This window comes from Variovorax sp. NFACC27, assembly GCF_048301545.1.
Classification (GTDB): domain Bacteria; phylum Pseudomonadota; class Gammaproteobacteria; order Burkholderiales; family Burkholderiaceae_C; genus Variovorax; species Variovorax gossypii.
The window spans coordinates 6990583-7006020 of record NZ_CP157613.1 but is presented as its reverse complement, the minus strand read 5'-3'; the positions used below and the strand labels follow the sequence as shown (position 1 = coordinate 7006020).

The window sequence follows — 15438 nt, the reverse complement described above, 5'->3', positions numbered from 1 at the left end:
GTGAACAAGGCATTCACCAAGGAAACGGATTCCGACGGAGACGACGACGGCGCCGATGGTGCCTCGCCTCCGATCCCCGCGGGCGGCAAGAACTACATCACCCCCGAAGGCTACGCACGTCTGCGCGACGAACTGCTGCAGCTGATGGACGAGGAGCGCCCGAAGATCGTCGAGACCGTGCACTGGGCCGCGAAGAACGGCGATCGCTCGGAGAACGGCGACTACCTCTACGGCAAGAAGCGCCTGCGCGAGATCGATCGTCGCATCCGCTTTCTCACCAAGCGCCTCGAGATCGCGGAGGTCACCGATCCATCGGTGCACCATGGCCGCGATCAGGTCTTCTTCGGTGCCACCGTCCTTTATGCCGACGAAACCGGCGCCGAGCGCAGCGTCACGATCCTCGGCATCGACGAAGCGGAGAGTGCGAAGTCGCAGGTCAGCTGGATATCGCCGATCGCGCGGGCGCTCTTGAAGTCGCGCGAGGGTGACGTGGTGAAGCTCGTCACGCCGGGTGGGGCGCACGATGTCGAGATCCTGTCCGTGAGCTATCCGGCGCCGGGCCCGGCTGTGGAATAACGGAGGGTCAGGGCGCGGGAACCGTCCTGGAAGCGGTCAGTACAGATGCCGTACGCCGCGCCGCGCGCAGTACCGCATCCAGATGCGCGCGGTCGCGCACTGCGATCACGAAGCGCAGGTCGGTCGAATCCTGCGGAGTTTCGTCGGCCATCTCCACGTGCGTGATGTCGGCCTCTGCATCGGCCAGCGTGGCTGCGACACGCGCCAGCACGCCCTTGTCATTGCGCACGGTAATGACTACCCCGGTCTCGAAAGCACGCGTCGGCTCGTCCGCCCACTCGACGGCGAAGAAGCGCTCGCTATCCTTGTGGCGCAGCCGCTGGCCGACGCCGCAGTCTTCGGTGTGCACCACCAGGCCTTCGCCATGGCCGAGGTAGCCGACGATCGGGTCGCCGGGAATCGGCCGGCAGCACAGCGCGAAGCGCACTGAAGAGTTCTCGCTGCCGTCCAGCGTGACAGCGCCTTGCGACACCGTTTCATGAGAAATGAAGCGCTCGCGGCTCAGCAGCAGCGCGTCGGGTCGTTCGCCCAGTTCGGAAAGCATTGCCACCAGACGCTTCGCGACGATGCTCGCGATGCGCTTGCCAAGGCCGATGTCGGTCAGCAGTTCGGAGCGGGTGCGGTTGCCGGTGAAGCGCAGCAGCTTCTCCCACAGCGCCTGATGTTCCTCGTCGTCCTCGGGCAGCTTGCTCAGGCCCTCGGCGCGCAATGCTTGCGCGAGCAGCTTCTCGCCCAGGCCTTCGGACTCGGCATGCGCCAGCGTCTTCAGGTAGTGGCGGATCTTGGAGCGCGCCCGACCGGTTCGCACGAAGCCCAGCCAGGCAGGATTGGGCGTCGACACCGGCGCCGTGATCACCTCGACCACGTCGCCGTTCTTGAGCTCGGTGCGCAGCGGCACCTGGTCGCCGTTGATGCGCGCGGCCGAGGTGTGGTCGCCGATGTTGCTGTGGATGGCGTAGGCGAAGTCGACCACCGTGGCGCCGCGGGGCAGCGCCATGATCTGGCTCTTGGGAGTGAACACGTAGACCGCGTCGGGAAACAGGTCGACCTTGACGTGGTCCCAGAACTCGGCGGCGTCGCGCGTCTCGTCCTGGATGTCGAGCAGCGACTGCAGCCACTTGGTGCCCAGCCGGTCGTTGCTGGCGGCGTTCGGCTCGGCGGCCTTGTACAGCCAATGTGCGGCCACGCCCGATTCGGCCACCACGTGCATCGCCTCGGTCCGCAACTGGAACTCGACGCTCACGCCGGCCGGCCCCACGAGCGTGGTGTGCAGCGACTGGTAGCCGTTGAGCTTGGCGATCGCGATGTGATCCTTGAATTTGCCCGGCAGGGGCTTGTACATCTGGTGCAGGATGCCGAGCCCGGTGTAGCAGGCGATCACGTTCGGCACGATCAGGCGGAAACCGTAGATATCGGTCACCTGGGCGAAGCTCAGGTGTTTTTCCTCCATCTTGCGGTAGATGGAATAAAGCGTCTTCTCGCGGCCGGCGATCCGCAGCGTCATGCCGGCGGCCGAAAAGGCGGCCTCGACCTCTTTCTGCACCTTCTGGATCAGGTCGCGGCGTCGGCCGCGCGCCTTGGCGACGGCCTTCGACAGCGTGGCATAACGCCACGGTTTCAAATGCCGGAACGACAGTTCCTGCAACTCGCGGTAGGTCTGGTTCAGCCCCAGGCGATGGGCGATGGGCGCATAGATGTCCAGCGTCTCGCGCGAGATCCGGCCCCACTTTTCACGCGGCGCGTCGGCCAGCGTGCGCATGTTGTGCGTGCGGTCCGCCAGCTTGACCAGGATGACGCGCACGTCGCGCGCCATCGCCAGCAGCATCTTGCGGAACGACTCGGCCTGGTTCTCTTCGCGGGTGTTGAACTGAAGCTTGTCGAGCTTGGTGAGCCCGTCGACCAGCTCGGCAACCGGGGCTCCGAAGCGCTCGATGAGCTCGGGCTTCGTGACGCCGCAGTCCTCGATGGCGTCGTGGAGCAGGGCGGCCATCAGCGCCTGCGCGTCGAGCTTCCACTCGGCGCATTGCGCCGCCACGGCGATGGGGTGGGTGATGTACGGCTCGCCGCTATTGCGCAGCTGCCCCAGGTGAGCCTCGTCCGCGAAACGGTAGGCGCGGCGGACCAGCTCGGTGTCTTCGGGGCTCAGGTAGTCCAGCCGCGCGGTCAGTGCGGCGAAGCTCGCGGCGGCCGCATTCAGCGCCGCCGGGCTCGGCTTCGGCGTGCCTTTGGGGGCATGGGACTGAGATTTGGCGACCGCGCTCATGCCTACCACTTTAGCGTGACCGATGTGTGGACGCGTCCGGACATAAAAAAAGCACCGCATTGCGGTGCCTTTTCGTTGCAGGGCTGCGTCAGATCAGCCCGGCACCTTCTTGAGCATTTCGAGGCCGATCTTGCCTTCGGCGATCTCGCGCAGGGCGGTCACGGCGGGCTTGTTCTTGCTCTCGATCTTGGGGGCGTGGCCCTGGCTCAGCATGCGCGCGCGGTAGGTGGCGGCCAGGACGAGCTGGAAGCGGTTCGGAATGTTGACGAGACAATCTTCGACGGTGATGCGGGCCATGATGAGGATCTTTCGGTCGGTCTGGGAGCGGGTGGGCTCGGAAATCAGGGGATGTTCAGTGCGGCGAAGGTGTCGGCACGCGCTCGGCGCTGCGCGGAATACCGGAGCCGCTGAGCGTGGACAATCGCCTTGAGATCGAAAAGTGCCCGCTCAAATAACTCGTTGATTATAACGAAGTCGAATTGCCCCGCCTGGGCCATCTCTTCGGCGGCGTTTTTCAGGCGCAGTTCGATGACCGAGGCGCTGTCTTCCCCGCGCCGTTCGAGCCGGGAGCGCAGTTCTTCCCAGCTGGGCGGCAGGATGAAGATCATGACCGCGTTGGCGAAGGTCTTGCGGATCTGCAGCGCGCCCTGGAAGTCGATCTCGAGGATGACGTCGGCCCCCTGGGCGATGCGGTCTTCGACGGCCTTCTTGGAGGTGCCGTAGCGGTGGCCGTGCACATGGGCCCATTCCACGAAGCCGTCGGCCGCGATCATCGCGTCGAACTCCGTCGGCGAGGCGAAGAAGTACTCGCGGCCGTGCTTTTCCTGCCCGCGGGGCGACCGGGTCGTGTGGGAAACCGAGGGCTGGACCGCCGAATCGAGTTCCATCAGCGCCTTGACCAGGCTCGATTTGCCCGCGCCGCTGGGCGCCGCCACCACGAAGATATTGCCGGGGTAATCCATTCTTTCGCTCGTCTTCGTCGTCATTCGATGTTCTGGACCTGCTCGCGCATCTGCTCGATCAGGACCTTCATGTCCACGCCGATGCGCGTGAGCTCCAGTGCCGCCGACTTCGATCCCAGGGTGTTGGCCTCGCGGTGAAGCTCCTGGATCAGGAAATCGAGGCGCTTGCCGATCTCGCCGCCCTTCTTGAGCAGCCGCTCGATCTCGTCCAGATGCGAGTTCAGCCGGGTGAGTTCCTCGGCCACGTCGATGCGGATCGCGAAGGCGGTGGCTTCGGTCAGCGCGCGGTCCTGGGCTGCTTCGGGCAGCGTGCCGCCCGTGCCGGAGGTCAGGCCCATGGCTTCCTGCCAGCGCTCCAGGAAGCGGGTGCGCTGCTGCTCGACCAGTTGAGGCACCAGCGGGCCGGCCTGCTGCACCAGGGTGCGCAACTGGGCGAGATGGTCTTCGAGCATCTTTGCCAGCCGCGCGCCTTCGCGCTGGCGGGCCGACACCAGGCCTTCGAGCGCCTTGCCCGTCACTTCGAGCAGGTCGGGGCCCCAGTCGCCTCGGGTGGCGCTGTCGCCGCCGGCCAGGCGCAGCACGTCGGCCACGCTGAGCTCCCGTGCGCTGGGCAGCCATGCCTTGATGCTGTCCTGCACGCCGTTGAGCCGCTGCAGCAGCTTGACGGAGGGCTCGACAACGCCTCCCTGGGCCGCGCTTTCGATGGCGGCCCGAACTTCGACCTTGCCGCGCTTGAGTTTGCCCGTGAGCAGCTCGCGCAGCGCGGTTTCGTGCTGGCGGAGCTCCTCCGGCAGCTTGAAGGTGAGATCGAGGAAGCGGCTGTTGACCGAGCGGATTTCAACCCCGAGCCGGCCCGCGGCGGAAGGCCGTGCTTCGGCTTCGGAGTGGCTGCCTGCGGGGCCGTTCTGGCCGCTGGCGTAGCCGGTCATGCTGTAAACTGGCATTGCGCCTCACTGTGGTTTTGCTTGCATGCACCGAGGCGTCGGCACCGCGTTCGCTTGCCGCACCATCGCCTTCGGGCGAAACTCCCGGATTATGTCAAAGGTCAAGCCTACGCCCCTGCCGCCCGATACGGTCATTGGTGGTTACCGCGTTGTACGCCGGCTTTCCGCGGGCGGTTTCGGTGTCGTCTACCTCGCCATCGATTCCAGCGGACAGCAGGTTGCCATCAAGGAATATCTGCCGTCGTCGCTCGCCACCCGGGGGCCGGGCGAGCTTGCTCCGCAGGTGCCGCCGGAGAAGCTGTCCCTCTACCGGCTGGGCCTCAAGAGCTTCTTCGAGGAGGGCCGCTCCCTGGCGCAGATCTCGCACGCATCGGTGGTGAGCGTGCTCAACTTCTTCCGTGAGAACGAGACCGTCTACATGGTCATGAACTACCTGGAGGGCGCGACCCTGCAGGATTTCGTGGTCACGGCGCGCGACCTGAAGAAGCAGAAGGTGTTCCGCGAGTCGACCATCCGCTCGCTTTTCGACGAAATCCTGCGCGGCCTGCGCATCGTCCACCAGTACAAGATGCTGCACCTGGACATCAAGCCGGCCAACATCTTCGTCACCGACGACGACCGTGCCGTGCTGATCGACTTCGGCGCCGCGCGCGAAGTGCTCAGCAAGGAAGGCATCTTCATCCGCCCGATGTACACCCCCGGCTTCGCAGCCCCCGAGATGTACCGGCGCGATTCGTCCATGGGCCCCTGGACCGACATCTATGCCATCGGCGCCTGCATCTACGCCTGCATGCAGGGCTATCCGCCCAACGACGCGCCCCGGCGCATCGAGAAGGACCGCCTCAGCCTGTCGCTGTCGCGCCTTCGCGGCGTGTACTCCGACAACCTGATCGAGGTGGTCGAGTGGTGCATGTCGCTCGATCCGCTGTCGCGTCCGCAGTCGGTCTTCGCGCTGCAGAAGGAGCTCAGCCGCGAAGGCGAGCGCCGCTATACGAAGCTCACGGTGGGCGAGAAGGTGCGCCTGTCGATCGACAACATTCGTTCCTTCGACAAGAAGGGCCTGCCCAAGGCTGCCGCGCCCACCACGCGCCCTGCATGACATCATGAAATTCTCCGTCTTCCAGGTCAGCCGCAAGGGCGGGCGTCTCAAGAACGAAGACCGCATGGGCTATTGCTACACGCGGGAATCGGGGTTGTTCGTGCTCGCCGACGGCATGGGCGGCCACCCGGAAGGCGAAGTGGCGGCGCAGCTCGCGCTGCAGACCATCGCCGCGCTGTTCCAGCGCGAGGCGCGCCCCACGGTGAAGGACGTGAAGTCGTTCCTTGCCGAATCGGCCATGGCCGCGCACCAGCAGATCATGCGCTACGCGAGCCACAAGGCCATGCTCGACACCCCGCGCACCACCGTCGTCGCGGCGGTGCTCCAGGGCAACGCCGCCACATGGATGCACTGCGGCGACTCGCGCCTGTACGTCGTGCGCGACGGCCGCCTGCTGGTGCGCACGCGCGACCATTCGCACGCCGAGCGACCCAAGCCGCACGGCTCCGACATGCCCGTCAACCGCAACCTGCTGCTGACCTGCCTGGGCTCGCCGACCACGCCGCTCTTCGACGTCTCGGCGCCACTGCAGCTGCAGCGCGGCGACCGCATCATGCTGTGCTCCGACGGCGTCTGGGGCGTGCTCGACGACGAGCTGATCGTGCACACGCTTTCCTCCGGCAAGCCCGTGTCCGACGCCGCCCCCGATCTCGCCGAGATGGCCCTGCGCAAGGGCGGCAGCCACAGCGACAACGTCACGCTTATCGCGCTCGAATGGGAAATGCCCGACAGCGCGGACGACCGCAGCGGCGTTTCCACCGAAACCATCGAGGACGGCGTGTTCGCCTCGACCATCCAGGCCGGCATGCCCGCGGACAACGAGATCGACGATCTCGACGAGGACGCCATCGAGCGTTCCATCGCCGAGATCAACGAAGCCATCCGCCGATCGGCCGCGCGCAAGAGCTAGCTGAACAGGCCGCGCGACAGCGGCCGCCCCTTTTTTCTTTTTTGGATTCGACAATGACTGCTTTCACACGAAGCGGCGGCCGCGCCGCCGACCAGCTGCGCCCGGTGCGCATCACCCGCGGCTTCACCATCCATGCCGAAGGCTCGGTGCTCATCGAGTTCGGCCAGACCCGCGTGCTGTGCACCGCCTCCGTCGAGGAGAAGGTTCCGCCGCACAAGAAGGGCAGCGGCGAAGGCTGGGTCACGGCCGAATACGGCATGCTGCCGCGCGCCACGCACACCCGCAGCAGCCGCGAGGCCGCCAAGGGCAAGCAGACTGGTCGCACGCAGGAAATCCAGCGCCTCATCGGCCGCTCGATGCGCGCCGTGTTCGACCTCGCCGCGCTCGGCGAACGCACCATCCACCTCGACTGCGACGTGCTGCAGGCCGACGGCGGCACGCGCACCGCGGCCATCACCGGCGCCTTCGTCGCCGCGCAGGACGCCGTCGACAAGCTGATCGCCTCCGGCGCCCTTGCCGCCTCGCCCATCAAGGGTCACGTGGCCGCCATCTCGGTCGGCATCGTCGGCGGCACACCGCTGCTCGACCTCGAATACACCGAGGATTCGGCCTGCGACACCGACATGAACGTCGTCATGACCGGCGCCGGTCACTTCGTCGAAGTGCAGGGCACCGCCGAAGGCGTGGCCTTCACGCGCGAGGAAATGAACATCCTGCTCGGCCTGGCCGAGAAGGGCATCGGCGAGCTCGTGACCCTGCAGAAGCAGGCACTGCTCGCGAGCTGATCCATGAAGCTGGTCCTGGCCTCCAACAACGCGGGCAAGCTCGCCGAGCTCCAGCAGCTCTTCGCGGAGCTGGCCGTCACCCTCGTTCCGCAATCGGCGCTGGGCGTGGGCGAGGCCGAGGAGCCCTTCCGTACCTTCGTCGAGAACGCGCTGACCAAGGCGCGCCATGCCAGTGCAGCCACCGGCTTGCCGGCCATGGCGGACGACGCGGGCCTGTGCGTCGATGCCTTCGGCGGCCTGCCGGGCGTCGACACCGCCTACTACGCCACGCAGTTCGGCTACGCCAAGGGCGATGCCAACAACGTGAAGGCGCTGCTCGAGCAGCTGGACGGCGTGGCGAATCGCCGTGCGGCGCTGGTGAGCACGCTGGTCGCGCTGCGCAGCCATGACGACCCCGAGCCGCTCATCGCCGTCGGCCGCGTGGTCGGCGAGATCGCGCCCGCGCCCGTCGGCGACAACGGCTTCGGCTTCGACCCCGTCATGTACCTGCCGGCCTTCGGCAAGACCTTCGCGCAACTGCCGCCCGAAGTGAAGAACGCGAACAGCCACCGCGGCCGCGCGGCGCAAGCCATGCTGGCGCTGATGCGCGAGCGCTGGCTGCAGTCCTGATGGCCACCACCTTCCCGATCCAGCCGGCGCACTCCGTCGGCGCGCCGCAGGCCAACGACGTGCTGCACTGGATGCGGCCCGGTCCGCTGCAGCTCAGCGCGCTGCCGCCGCTGTCGCTGTACATCCACCTGCCGTGGTGCCTGCGCAAGTGCCCGTACTGCGACTTCAACTCGCACGAATGGCGCGCGACCAGCGAGGCGGACATCGACGGCATTCCCGAAGCGGCGTACATCGACGCGCTCGTGGCCGACCTCGACGCCGCGCTGCCGCTCATCTGGGGCCGCACCGTCCACACCATCTTCATCGGCGGCGGCACGCCCAGCCTGTTCTCCCCGCAGGCCATCGACCGCCTGCTGGGCGACATGCGCGCGCGCCTGAAGCTCGCGCCCGACTGCGAGATCACGCTCGAGGCCAACCCCGGCACCTTCGAACGCAACCGCTTCCGCGCCTACCGTTCCGCCGGCGTCACGCGCCTGTCGGTGGGCGTGCAGAGCTTCAACGACGAACACCTGAAGGCCCTCGGCCGCGTGCACGACCGCGCGCAGGCCATTGCAGCGCTGGAAGAGGCCGCCGCCACCTTCGACACCTTCAACCTCGACCTGATGTACGCCCTGCCGGGCCAGACCCTGGAAGGCCTCGACGCCGACCTGTCGCAGGCGCTGGCGCTCGCGCCGCCGCACCTCTCGGTGTACCACCTGACCATCGAGCCCAACACCTGGTTCGCCAAGTTCCCGCCCACGCTGCCCGAGGACGACATCGCCTACGCCATGCTCGACCGCATCACCGAGCGCACCGGCGCCAAGGGCATGTCGCGCTACGAGGTGTCGGCCTATGCGCGCGAGGGGCATCAGTGCGCGCACAACCTCAATTACTGGCAGTTCGGCGACTACCTCGGCATCGGCGCAGGCGCGCACAGCAAGCTGAGCTTCGCGCACCGCATCGTGCGCCAGGTGCGCTTTCGCGAGCCGCGTCTGTACATGGACAACGCCCGCGCGGGCGCGGCGGTGTCGCAGAGCGACGAAGTGGCGCTGGCTGACCTGCCGTTCGAGTTCATGCTCAACGCGCTGCGATTGAAGCAGGGCTTCACGCTGCCGCAGTTCAGCGAGCGCACCGGGCTGGCGATGACCTCCATCCAGCGCGGCCTCGAGGAGGCGGAGCGCAAGGGACTCGTGGCGCGCGACCTGTTCCGCGTATGGCCGACCGAGCGCGGACTGGACTTCCTGAGCGATCTGCAGGCGATGTTTCTGCCCGACGAGGAGTAGGGCCGCGCGGGCGGCTTAAAATTACAGGCTTCGGAGAGTTGGGTGAGTGGTTTAAACCAGCAGTCTTGAAAACTGCCGACGTGAAAGCGTCCGTGAGTTCGAATCTCACACTCTCCGCCGGAATCGATCCCTGGCAGTTTTTGAAAGTCCCGCGCAGCCTCTGCGACGGGACTTTTTCATTGGAGGATTCGTCCTTTCGAGTCTCGAAAGATCCGATGGGAATCCTCGCTAGCCGGCGCTGAGCATGGCATCAATCATGGTATTTTTCTACCGATACCATGACACTCACCGCTAAAGCTGCTGATACGACCAAGCCGCGCGAGAAGGCGTACAAATTGGCGGATGCCCACGACCTCTGTGTTTCGCCTAAGGGCGCAAAGAGTTGGCGAAGCCAACTACACCGCGGCGAGAAAGCAGAAGACGAGGACATACGGCCTGTACCCTGTAGTGGGCCTGGCGGACGCGCGAAAGGCGTATATGGCGGGCCGCCAGCGCTAAAGGGGGCCCGACATTCGAGGCAGTCATGCGGGGCTGGCTAAAGGCGAAGCTACCGACCCTTTCGAACAGCAAACATCAGATCCAAGTCGCGAACACGTTGGAGCGCTACGCGCTCCCAGCTCTCGGGAGGCTGCCCATCGACGCCATTCCGAGACTTCTCGCGTACACGTTCGTTCGGGTAGGGAGTTGCGCCGCATGCTGTGGGGCGAGTTAAAAGAGAACGGCGCCGTGCGGGCGGTGCCCGAGGCGCGCATGAAGATGCGCGGGGGATGGTGCGCTCGTGCTCGATTCCCCTACCCATCCAGGGCACCCGCTTTCAGAGAATACGTTCCTGTTTGCTCTGTCTCGGCTGGGCTATCGTGGCCGAATGACGGCGCACGGATTCCGTGCCCTGGCGTCGACCGTGCTCAATGAGGTTTCGGACTTCCCGCATGACCTGATCGAGCGTCAGCTTGCCCACAAGGCAACAAATGCAGTACGTGCGGCGTACAACCGTGCTGAGTATTTGGCGCAGCGGCGTGACATGATGCAGTGATGGTCAGACTGGCTGGAGACGGCGCAACTGGCAGATCTTCGGCCCGCCAATTAAAGAGCCCTTTTTGCAAATCACTGACTACACTGTCTGCATGGCGCCGCGAAATCCTTTACAACTGAATTTGCCTTCAATGACTCCTTGGCTGGAGGAGGTGCTGAGTTCAATGCCCTCGAAGGGGCGGCATGGCTTGAAGGTCATCAACGATTTGGCTTTTGGCTTTACCGACGACCGAGAAACCGAAAAAGGCAATCAAGACCGGTTAGCGGTGGCTTATTGCCTGGACCCATTGCAAAGCGGGGAGAAGTGGTTTTTTGCCGGCATCTGCGATGGTGTCGGAGGTGAGGCGCAAGGCGAGGCGGCTGCCAGCTTGGCGCTTTCGGAAATCATTTCTCATCTATGTGTTTGCGAGAAAGGGTCCCTCGAAGGGAGGCTTGATACAGCAATCGTTCGCGCACATAGGGAAGTCAAACAGCGCTTTCAGAAGCGGTCAGCCACTACTTTCGCGGGCGTGCTCGTGTCCGAGCGCCAAGGCTTCGCGATAGGTTCCGTTGGAGATAGTCGAATCTATTCGGTTTCGCCCGAAGGTGTAGCTAAGTTGTCGCAAGACGATACTCTTGTCGAGATGCTGCGCCGTCAGTCCCCACGCAATGATGAGAAAAAGATTCGCGAAGCAATCGAGGCGCTGACTCCTCGGTGGCGCGAAAGCTTGGGGCAGGCAATTGGAAGTGACCTAGCCTTGGAGCCTAGGATTTCTTCGTGGCCCCAAATTGAACCCGATGTCGGATGCCTGCTATGCACGGATGGTGTCTGGAAGCCAACTGAAAATGTCCTCGCACAAGTTTCGCGCAGTAGTCCGGGACGCACAGATCTTGCTCGTAGGTTGCTAGCACTTACTGATCATCTCGGTGGCACGGACAACGCAACTGCCATCGTTCTTCCCGATTTGGAAAAAGTGCAGCAATGGCTCCGTGCGCCACACTCGATTCACGAGGCGGGGCTGGTACACATTGTCCTTGCTGGCGAAGGGGCCGTCGTCCCGTGGGCGCTTTTCAGGCGTACAGAGAGTCCGCGAGATCTTCGAGAAAGTCGAATCTCAGAGCAGGAAGTCACAGGTTCGACAGAGCTCAAGGATGAGGTGCCCGTTAAGCCGAAGCGCCGCGGAAAGTCGAAGCCTGGTAAGGCCGTAAAAGAAGATGACTTTCAGATGACGATTGTGGAGGGTCCCAACGATGATGCATCCAGTTCCCCCAGCGCGATACCAGAAAAGCGCTAAGGCCTCGCAAAGCGGCGGCTATGGATTGGTAGAAATTTGGCACGATACGTCTCTAGCTAGAGAGGTTGTCATCAAATGGACCGCTCCCGAGAACGCTAAGCAACTGATCGGGGAAGTTCGTGCGCTCAGCCGACAGCTTTCGGCGCATATCGTCGAAATCTATGATGTTGTCTTGACGCCAGATGGACAGCTGCGCGGCATCATCATGGAATACTTGACCGGTGTTGGCTTTGAGGTGGTCGACCTCACCGACCCGGCTAATCGATCTCGTGCTCTCGCCTTGTTGTACCAGATGGCGCAAGGCTTGGCGGATTTGCACGCTGCGGGACTTGTTCATAGAGATGTGAAGCCGGCAAACGCCGTGTGCACTGCAGATGGGCGCCTGAAACTCGTTGATTTTGGTCTTAGTACGCCCGGGGTGGGCGCAGTGACTGTTGAAGCGAAGGGGACGCTTGCCTACGCTGCACCAGAAATGTTTGGAAAGCCTCCTATATCCGTCACTGCTGCACTCGATGCGTATAGCTTTGGCATGGTGTGCTGGAAGAAGCTCGTCGGCATGTGGCCCGATGTGGGTCCAATGATGGTGCCAGATTCGGTTTGGTATCCGCTGCCATCGATTGCAACGAAGATTGATTTACCTCCACGCCTCGCAATGAAGATCGATGCATGCTTAGAGTTCGAAGGCAGCAAACGACCGCATATGCAGGAAGTGGCCGATGCCCTTATGGCTGAGTTGGTGTTCGGAAAGCACACTGCGTGTGTTATGAGGGCCGGAAAACCGCCAGATGCTGTGAATACGGACATAACGAAGGCATCAAGCCTGAGCACGCCGTATGGAACTATCGACATTGGCTATGACGGTTATCAATTCACGATCAAAAAGATAAGCGGCGAGGTGTTTGTCAACAACTCTCCTGCGCAGGTCGGCCAGCCATTGTATGAGGGCTGCCTTCTTACGTTTGGCGGGAGGCAACTCAAGGGTGACCGAATATTTGTCCCTTTTCGGCAAAGTTCTCCTGAGATCGTGTTTTAGGCTTAATTCATCTGGGGGCGGACATGGCGGATCTTGTCGGATCACGGTACGAGGTCGGGGAGGAGATTGGGCACGGTGGCATGCAAACAGTCCGCAGGGCCGTGGATCGCAAACTCGATAGGGAGGTTGCGATAAAGACTCCGCTAACCTCGAGTGCGGCCAAGCGTTTTGAGGAAAGTGCTCAGCTCAGTGCTCGGGTTCGTCATCCCAATGTGGCGAGTGCACTCGACTACTTTATCGATGGCAATACAGCGTACTTCGCTGAGGAGTTGATCCATGGGATTAATCTGCAGCAGTGCTTTGATGCGCATTTTTGGCGGCTCTGCGCCGACACTACGGCAAAGCTCCTGCATAACCTGGCAAAGGGCCTCGCCGCATCGCACGAAGTCGGCGTCATCCATCGTGACTTAAAGCCGTCAAATATCATGGTGAGCCGAGATCTGAGTTTTACGATGGTGAAGATCACTGATTTTGGTATTGCCAAACTCGCTGAGAAGCAGCTTGAGGCTGATTTGAAGAATCAGCATGAGAACAGTGCCACTAGTTCAACACTCATCGGTGCGATTCCGTTCATGGCACCGGAAGCTGTGTCAAAGGCTTCAGTAAAGGCGCCGCCGGGTCCAAAAATGGACGTGTGGGCGCTCGGCGCAATCGCTTACTACCTGCTGACTGGCAAGCATCCTTTCGGGCACGACATCACTGCAGTCGTTGGCATCCTTGCGGGCAATCCTCCGAAGAAGCCCGAAGCAAACATTCTCGGCGGTGCGACCCACAAGCTCGCCGCCGACCTATGGGCGACGATTCTGGAATGTTTGAAGACTAATGCCGAGGATCGGCCGTCTGCGGTCGAACTTGTGGAACGTTGTGCCGCGATGCGTTATTTGGACGAACCACGAGTGACTGCGGAGGTCACTGGCAAAGACCCTAGAACACCTGTGTGGTTCGGCGAGTCCAGTCTTGGAACGGTCGCGCTACCGCATGGTGAGTTCATCGAAGGACAGCCTGCTGTCGGTCGGCGAGTAAGTTGTTTTGCGTTCAGCGGTAATCCGAAGCCTAGGGGCGTCGCGGTGATGCAGCTGAAGTGATCCTTGGAAGATGGGTGTGAGCGAGTGTGTGGATGTTGGTGTGCATCCGAAATCGTAGGTCCGCTAACGGTTTGCCCGGGCTTATTCAGTTCCAGGTGCTCGAAATCGATTGACTCCACGACAGTCACACGGGGTGCGTCGGCGGGGGGGCAACGTTATCGAAGGGATCGTCCGAAGGCGAGAATGTCAAGGAGACGCGCAGCATGGGCGCGCTGCCCAGCGGCGGAATGGTGCAGATGCCCTCCGGCATGTACCTGCCCGTCGTGCAGCCGAACGCGGTGCCATGCTACGTCGAGTACTTGAAGATGAGTTTTACCTCATTGCAGCAGGCGCAGGATGGACCTGCAAGATGATGACAGGAGACGTACGCGAAGTAAGCTACACCAGCGCGCCGCGTACGTCGGCCCGACTATTGGCGCGAGGCCGAACAAGGGTTGTAGCTGCATGTCATACCAAAGCTAATCACGCCGATGGTCCGCGCGTTCTCCAACGCCTATGAACTGGCCAGTCGAGTGAAGAGGGCGAATGCAACCTGTGAGACGCGACGCCAAAGTGGGGGTACACAAATCCGAAGGAGGATGTTGCCTCGGACCTTGACGAGATTGTTGGAGGGGTGAGAGCTACAGTGAGAAGCTGCGCAGTCGTGGCTATGAGCCCGATGAGGTGTTCGAAGAGTTGGAGGCAGACGTCGAAAAGCTGCACAAGCTCAACATTCTTGAGGTCCTCGTGATGATGCGAAGGGGCAAGCCACTTGCTGCAGGTACCTCATCAGAACAGAACTCCTAACATGACGATGCGGCCCTTCCCGATCTGGAGATCTAGCGGACGACTTCAGTTGGGTTCTGTCCGAATGCTCCCTGATAGCGCGTATTTCCTGGTGGAATCGGTTGCTCAGTCAGAAAACTTCGCATGCCTTCGCGACTGGAGATGCGCAATCCGCTTTCGCTGGCGACGTACACGTTCGCGAAAAGAATAAAGGGCAAGTGTTCGAGAAACCTGTAGCGCACCAGCAAGTTGCGAAACTGTCCAGCGTCAACAACGTCCTCCGAGCAATTAAGCAGAAGCAGCGCAAGCTCACTGGTCGAAAGTTGCGCTCTCAAGATGCTGGCATAAGTCTGCTTCTGTACGTGGGAAAGGACATCATCGGGCTGCCGATCAATCATCTTGAGCGCTTGATATAGATGCCTGAAATAGTGTCCAAGCACATAGTTGTGCTGATTCTGCAACTTTCGATAGTTCGCCAGTGTTTGCTGCGGAGTTTGGGAAATGCTCTTAATGCACCGAGCGACTTCCGCGAAGACTGCGCGCCCCTCGACAACTGGATCTGATGCTGCCCTTACTGGAGGCAAGCCGGCCAACCTGCGCAACTCGTTCAAGTCCACATTGGGAAAGATGCGAGGGTCGAATCGGAGGCCCTCGGAGATGCGATGTAGGAGGTCGATCGCACTGTAGAACGAGGTTTCGAATGCCTGGATATGGGCCTGCCGATTGCTGCGGAACTGGAAGTTCGCTGCAATAGCTACGCCCACAAACGCTAAGGAAGGTCTGATCAAGTCCACGGATGGCCGCTCTGAACGTTGAACACGCACGCTGAAGGAGGACCA

17 protein-coding genes and 1 tRNA gene are annotated in these 15438 nt (G+C 62.5%); 13 read left to right on the top strand and 5 right to left on the bottom strand.

The window, feature by feature from the left end:
• Positions 1-576 (top strand): transcription elongation factor GreB, encoded by a 576-nt coding sequence (gene greB / locus ABL840_RS32800; RefSeq protein WP_093307995.1) that lies wholly within the window; start codon positions 1-3, stop codon positions 574-576.
• 7 nt (positions 577-583) lie between these two features.
• Here the strand turns inward: greB and ABL840_RS32795 are convergent, their stop codons facing one another.
• The 4 genes from ABL840_RS32795 to ABL840_RS32780 all read right to left on the bottom strand — a co-directional run bounded on the left by ABL840_RS32795 (position 584) and on the right by ABL840_RS32780 (position 4745).
• Entirely contained in the window at positions 584-2839 is a 2256-nt protein-coding gene (locus ABL840_RS32795; protein WP_093209716.1) for a RelA/SpoT family protein, read from the bottom strand.
• Positions 2840-2932: 93 nt separating this feature from the next.
• On the bottom strand, positions 2933-3136 hold the full coding sequence (rpoZ, locus tag ABL840_RS32790; RefSeq protein WP_007835875.1) for a DNA-directed RNA polymerase subunit omega: 204 nt from the start codon (positions 3134-3136) through the stop codon (positions 2933-2935).
• A gap of 44 nt (positions 3137-3180) precedes the next feature.
• Positions 3181-3801, bottom strand: coding sequence for a guanylate kinase (gene gmk, locus ABL840_RS32785; protein WP_093209718.1), 621 nt, complete (start codon positions 3799-3801; stop codon positions 3181-3183).
• Between the two features lie 20 nt (positions 3802-3821).
• Positions 3822-4745 carry a YicC/YloC family endoribonuclease gene (locus ABL840_RS32780; RefSeq protein WP_093209719.1) on the bottom strand — a complete coding sequence of 308 codons (924 nt, stop codon included), beginning with the start codon at positions 4743-4745 and terminating at the stop codon, positions 3822-3824.
• A gap of 91 nt (positions 4746-4836) precedes the next feature.
• Between ABL840_RS32780 and ABL840_RS32775 the strand changes: the two genes are divergently transcribed.
• The 12 genes from ABL840_RS32775 to ABL840_RS32720 all read left to right on the top strand — a co-directional run bounded on the left by ABL840_RS32775 (position 4837) and on the right by ABL840_RS32720 (position 14187).
• Positions 4837-5844, top strand: coding sequence for a serine/threonine protein kinase (locus tag ABL840_RS32775; protein WP_019656438.1), 1008 nt, complete (start codon positions 4837-4839; stop codon positions 5842-5844).
• Positions 5845-5848: 4 nt separating this feature from the next.
• Positions 5849-6754 carry a PP2C family protein-serine/threonine phosphatase gene (locus tag ABL840_RS32770; RefSeq protein WP_093209721.1) on the top strand — a complete coding sequence of 302 codons (906 nt, stop codon included), beginning with the start codon at positions 5849-5851 and terminating at the stop codon, positions 6752-6754.
• A 53-nt stretch (positions 6755-6807) separates the two neighbouring features.
• On the top strand, positions 6808-7539 hold the full coding sequence (gene rph, locus ABL840_RS32765; RefSeq protein WP_093307994.1) for a ribonuclease PH: 732 nt from the start codon (positions 6808-6810) through the stop codon (positions 7537-7539).
• Positions 7540-7542: 3 nt separating this feature from the next.
• Positions 7543-8148 (top strand): non-canonical purine NTP pyrophosphatase, encoded by a 606-nt coding sequence (locus ABL840_RS32760; RefSeq protein ID WP_093209724.1) that lies wholly within the window; start codon positions 7543-7545, stop codon positions 8146-8148.
• Complete coding sequence (gene hemW / locus ABL840_RS32755; RefSeq protein WP_093307992.1) at positions 8148-9410, top strand: radical SAM family heme chaperone HemW; 1263 nt, start codon at positions 8148-8150, stop codon at positions 9408-9410. The genes ABL840_RS32760 and hemW overlap by 1 nt, the downstream gene beginning before the upstream one ends.
• A 32-nt stretch (positions 9411-9442) precedes the next feature.
• Positions 9443-9527 (top strand) — tRNA-Ser (locus tag ABL840_RS32750).
• A gap of 406 nt (positions 9528-9933) precedes the next feature.
• Complete coding sequence (locus ABL840_RS32745; RefSeq protein ID WP_418116091.1) at positions 9934-10122, top strand: phage integrase central domain-containing protein; 189 nt, start codon at positions 9934-9936, stop codon at positions 10120-10122.
• Positions 10123-10275: 153 nt separating this feature from the next.
• Positions 10276-10443 carry a hypothetical protein gene (locus ABL840_RS32740; RefSeq protein WP_418116090.1) on the top strand — a complete coding sequence of 56 codons (168 nt, stop codon included), beginning with the start codon at positions 10276-10278 and terminating at the stop codon, positions 10441-10443.
• 64 nt (positions 10444-10507) lie between these two features.
• On the top strand, positions 10508-11716 hold the full coding sequence (locus tag ABL840_RS32735) for a PP2C family serine/threonine-protein phosphatase (RefSeq protein ID WP_143043062.1): 1209 nt from the start codon (positions 10508-10510) through the stop codon (positions 11714-11716).
• On the top strand, positions 11673-12749 hold the full coding sequence (locus ABL840_RS32730) for a serine/threonine-protein kinase (protein WP_093307990.1): 1077 nt from the start codon (positions 11673-11675) through the stop codon (positions 12747-12749). The genes ABL840_RS32735 and ABL840_RS32730 overlap by 44 nt, the downstream gene beginning before the upstream one ends.
• A 101-nt stretch (positions 12750-12850) precedes the next feature.
• Complete coding sequence (locus ABL840_RS32725) at positions 12851-13834, top strand: serine/threonine-protein kinase (RefSeq protein WP_418116089.1); 984 nt, start codon at positions 12851-12853, stop codon at positions 13832-13834.
• Positions 13835-14037: 203 nt separating this feature from the next.
• The gene (locus ABL840_RS32720) at positions 14038-14187 is read left to right on the top strand and encodes a hypothetical protein (RefSeq protein ID WP_176947693.1); all 150 of its coding nucleotides are present in this window, start codon (positions 14038-14040) and stop codon (positions 14185-14187) included.
• 465 nt (positions 14188-14652) lie between these two features.
• Here the strand turns inward: ABL840_RS32720 and ABL840_RS32715 are convergent, their stop codons facing one another.
• Positions 14653-15393, bottom strand: coding sequence for a putative phage abortive infection protein (locus ABL840_RS32715; protein ID WP_176947692.1), 741 nt, complete (start codon positions 15391-15393; stop codon positions 14653-14655).
• Between the last annotated feature and the right edge of the window lie 45 nt (positions 15394-15438).

Bases quoted from the DNA above. Each gene is read 5' to 3' on its own strand.
- ABL840_RS32795 (WP_093209716.1), bottom strand. From the start codon at position 2,839: ATGAGCGCGGTCGCCAAATCTCAGTCCCATGCCCCCAAAGGCACGCCG.
- rpoZ (WP_007835875.1), bottom strand. From the start codon at position 3,136: ATGGCCCGCATCACCGTCGAAGATTGTCTCGTCAACATTCCGAACCGC.
- gmk (WP_093209718.1), bottom strand. From the start codon at position 3,801: ATGGATTACCCCGGCAATATCTTCGTGGTGGCGGCGCCCAGCGGCGCG.
- ABL840_RS32780 (WP_093209719.1), bottom strand. From the start codon at position 4,745: ATGCCAGTTTACAGCATGACCGGCTACGCCAGCGGCCAGAACGGCCCC.
- ABL840_RS32775 (WP_019656438.1), top strand. From the start codon at position 4,837: ATGTCAAAGGTCAAGCCTACGCCCCTGCCGCCCGATACGGTCATTGGT.
- ABL840_RS32770 (WP_093209721.1), top strand. From the start codon at position 5,849: ATGAAATTCTCCGTCTTCCAGGTCAGCCGCAAGGGCGGGCGTCTCAAG.
- rph (WP_093307994.1), top strand. From the start codon at position 6,808: ATGACTGCTTTCACACGAAGCGGCGGCCGCGCCGCCGACCAGCTGCGC.
- ABL840_RS32760 (WP_093209724.1), top strand. From the start codon at position 7,543: ATGAAGCTGGTCCTGGCCTCCAACAACGCGGGCAAGCTCGCCGAGCTC.
- hemW (WP_093307992.1), top strand. From the start codon at position 8,148: ATGGCCACCACCTTCCCGATCCAGCCGGCGCACTCCGTCGGCGCGCCG.
- ABL840_RS32745 (WP_418116091.1), top strand. From the start codon at position 9,934: ATGCGGGGCTGGCTAAAGGCGAAGCTACCGACCCTTTCGAACAGCAAA.
- ABL840_RS32740 (WP_418116090.1), top strand. From the start codon at position 10,276: ATGACGGCGCACGGATTCCGTGCCCTGGCGTCGACCGTGCTCAATGAG.
- ABL840_RS32730 (WP_093307990.1), top strand. From the start codon at position 11,673: ATGATGCATCCAGTTCCCCCAGCGCGATACCAGAAAAGCGCTAAGGCC.
- ABL840_RS32720 (WP_176947693.1), top strand. From the start codon at position 14,038: ATGGGCGCGCTGCCCAGCGGCGGAATGGTGCAGATGCCCTCCGGCATG.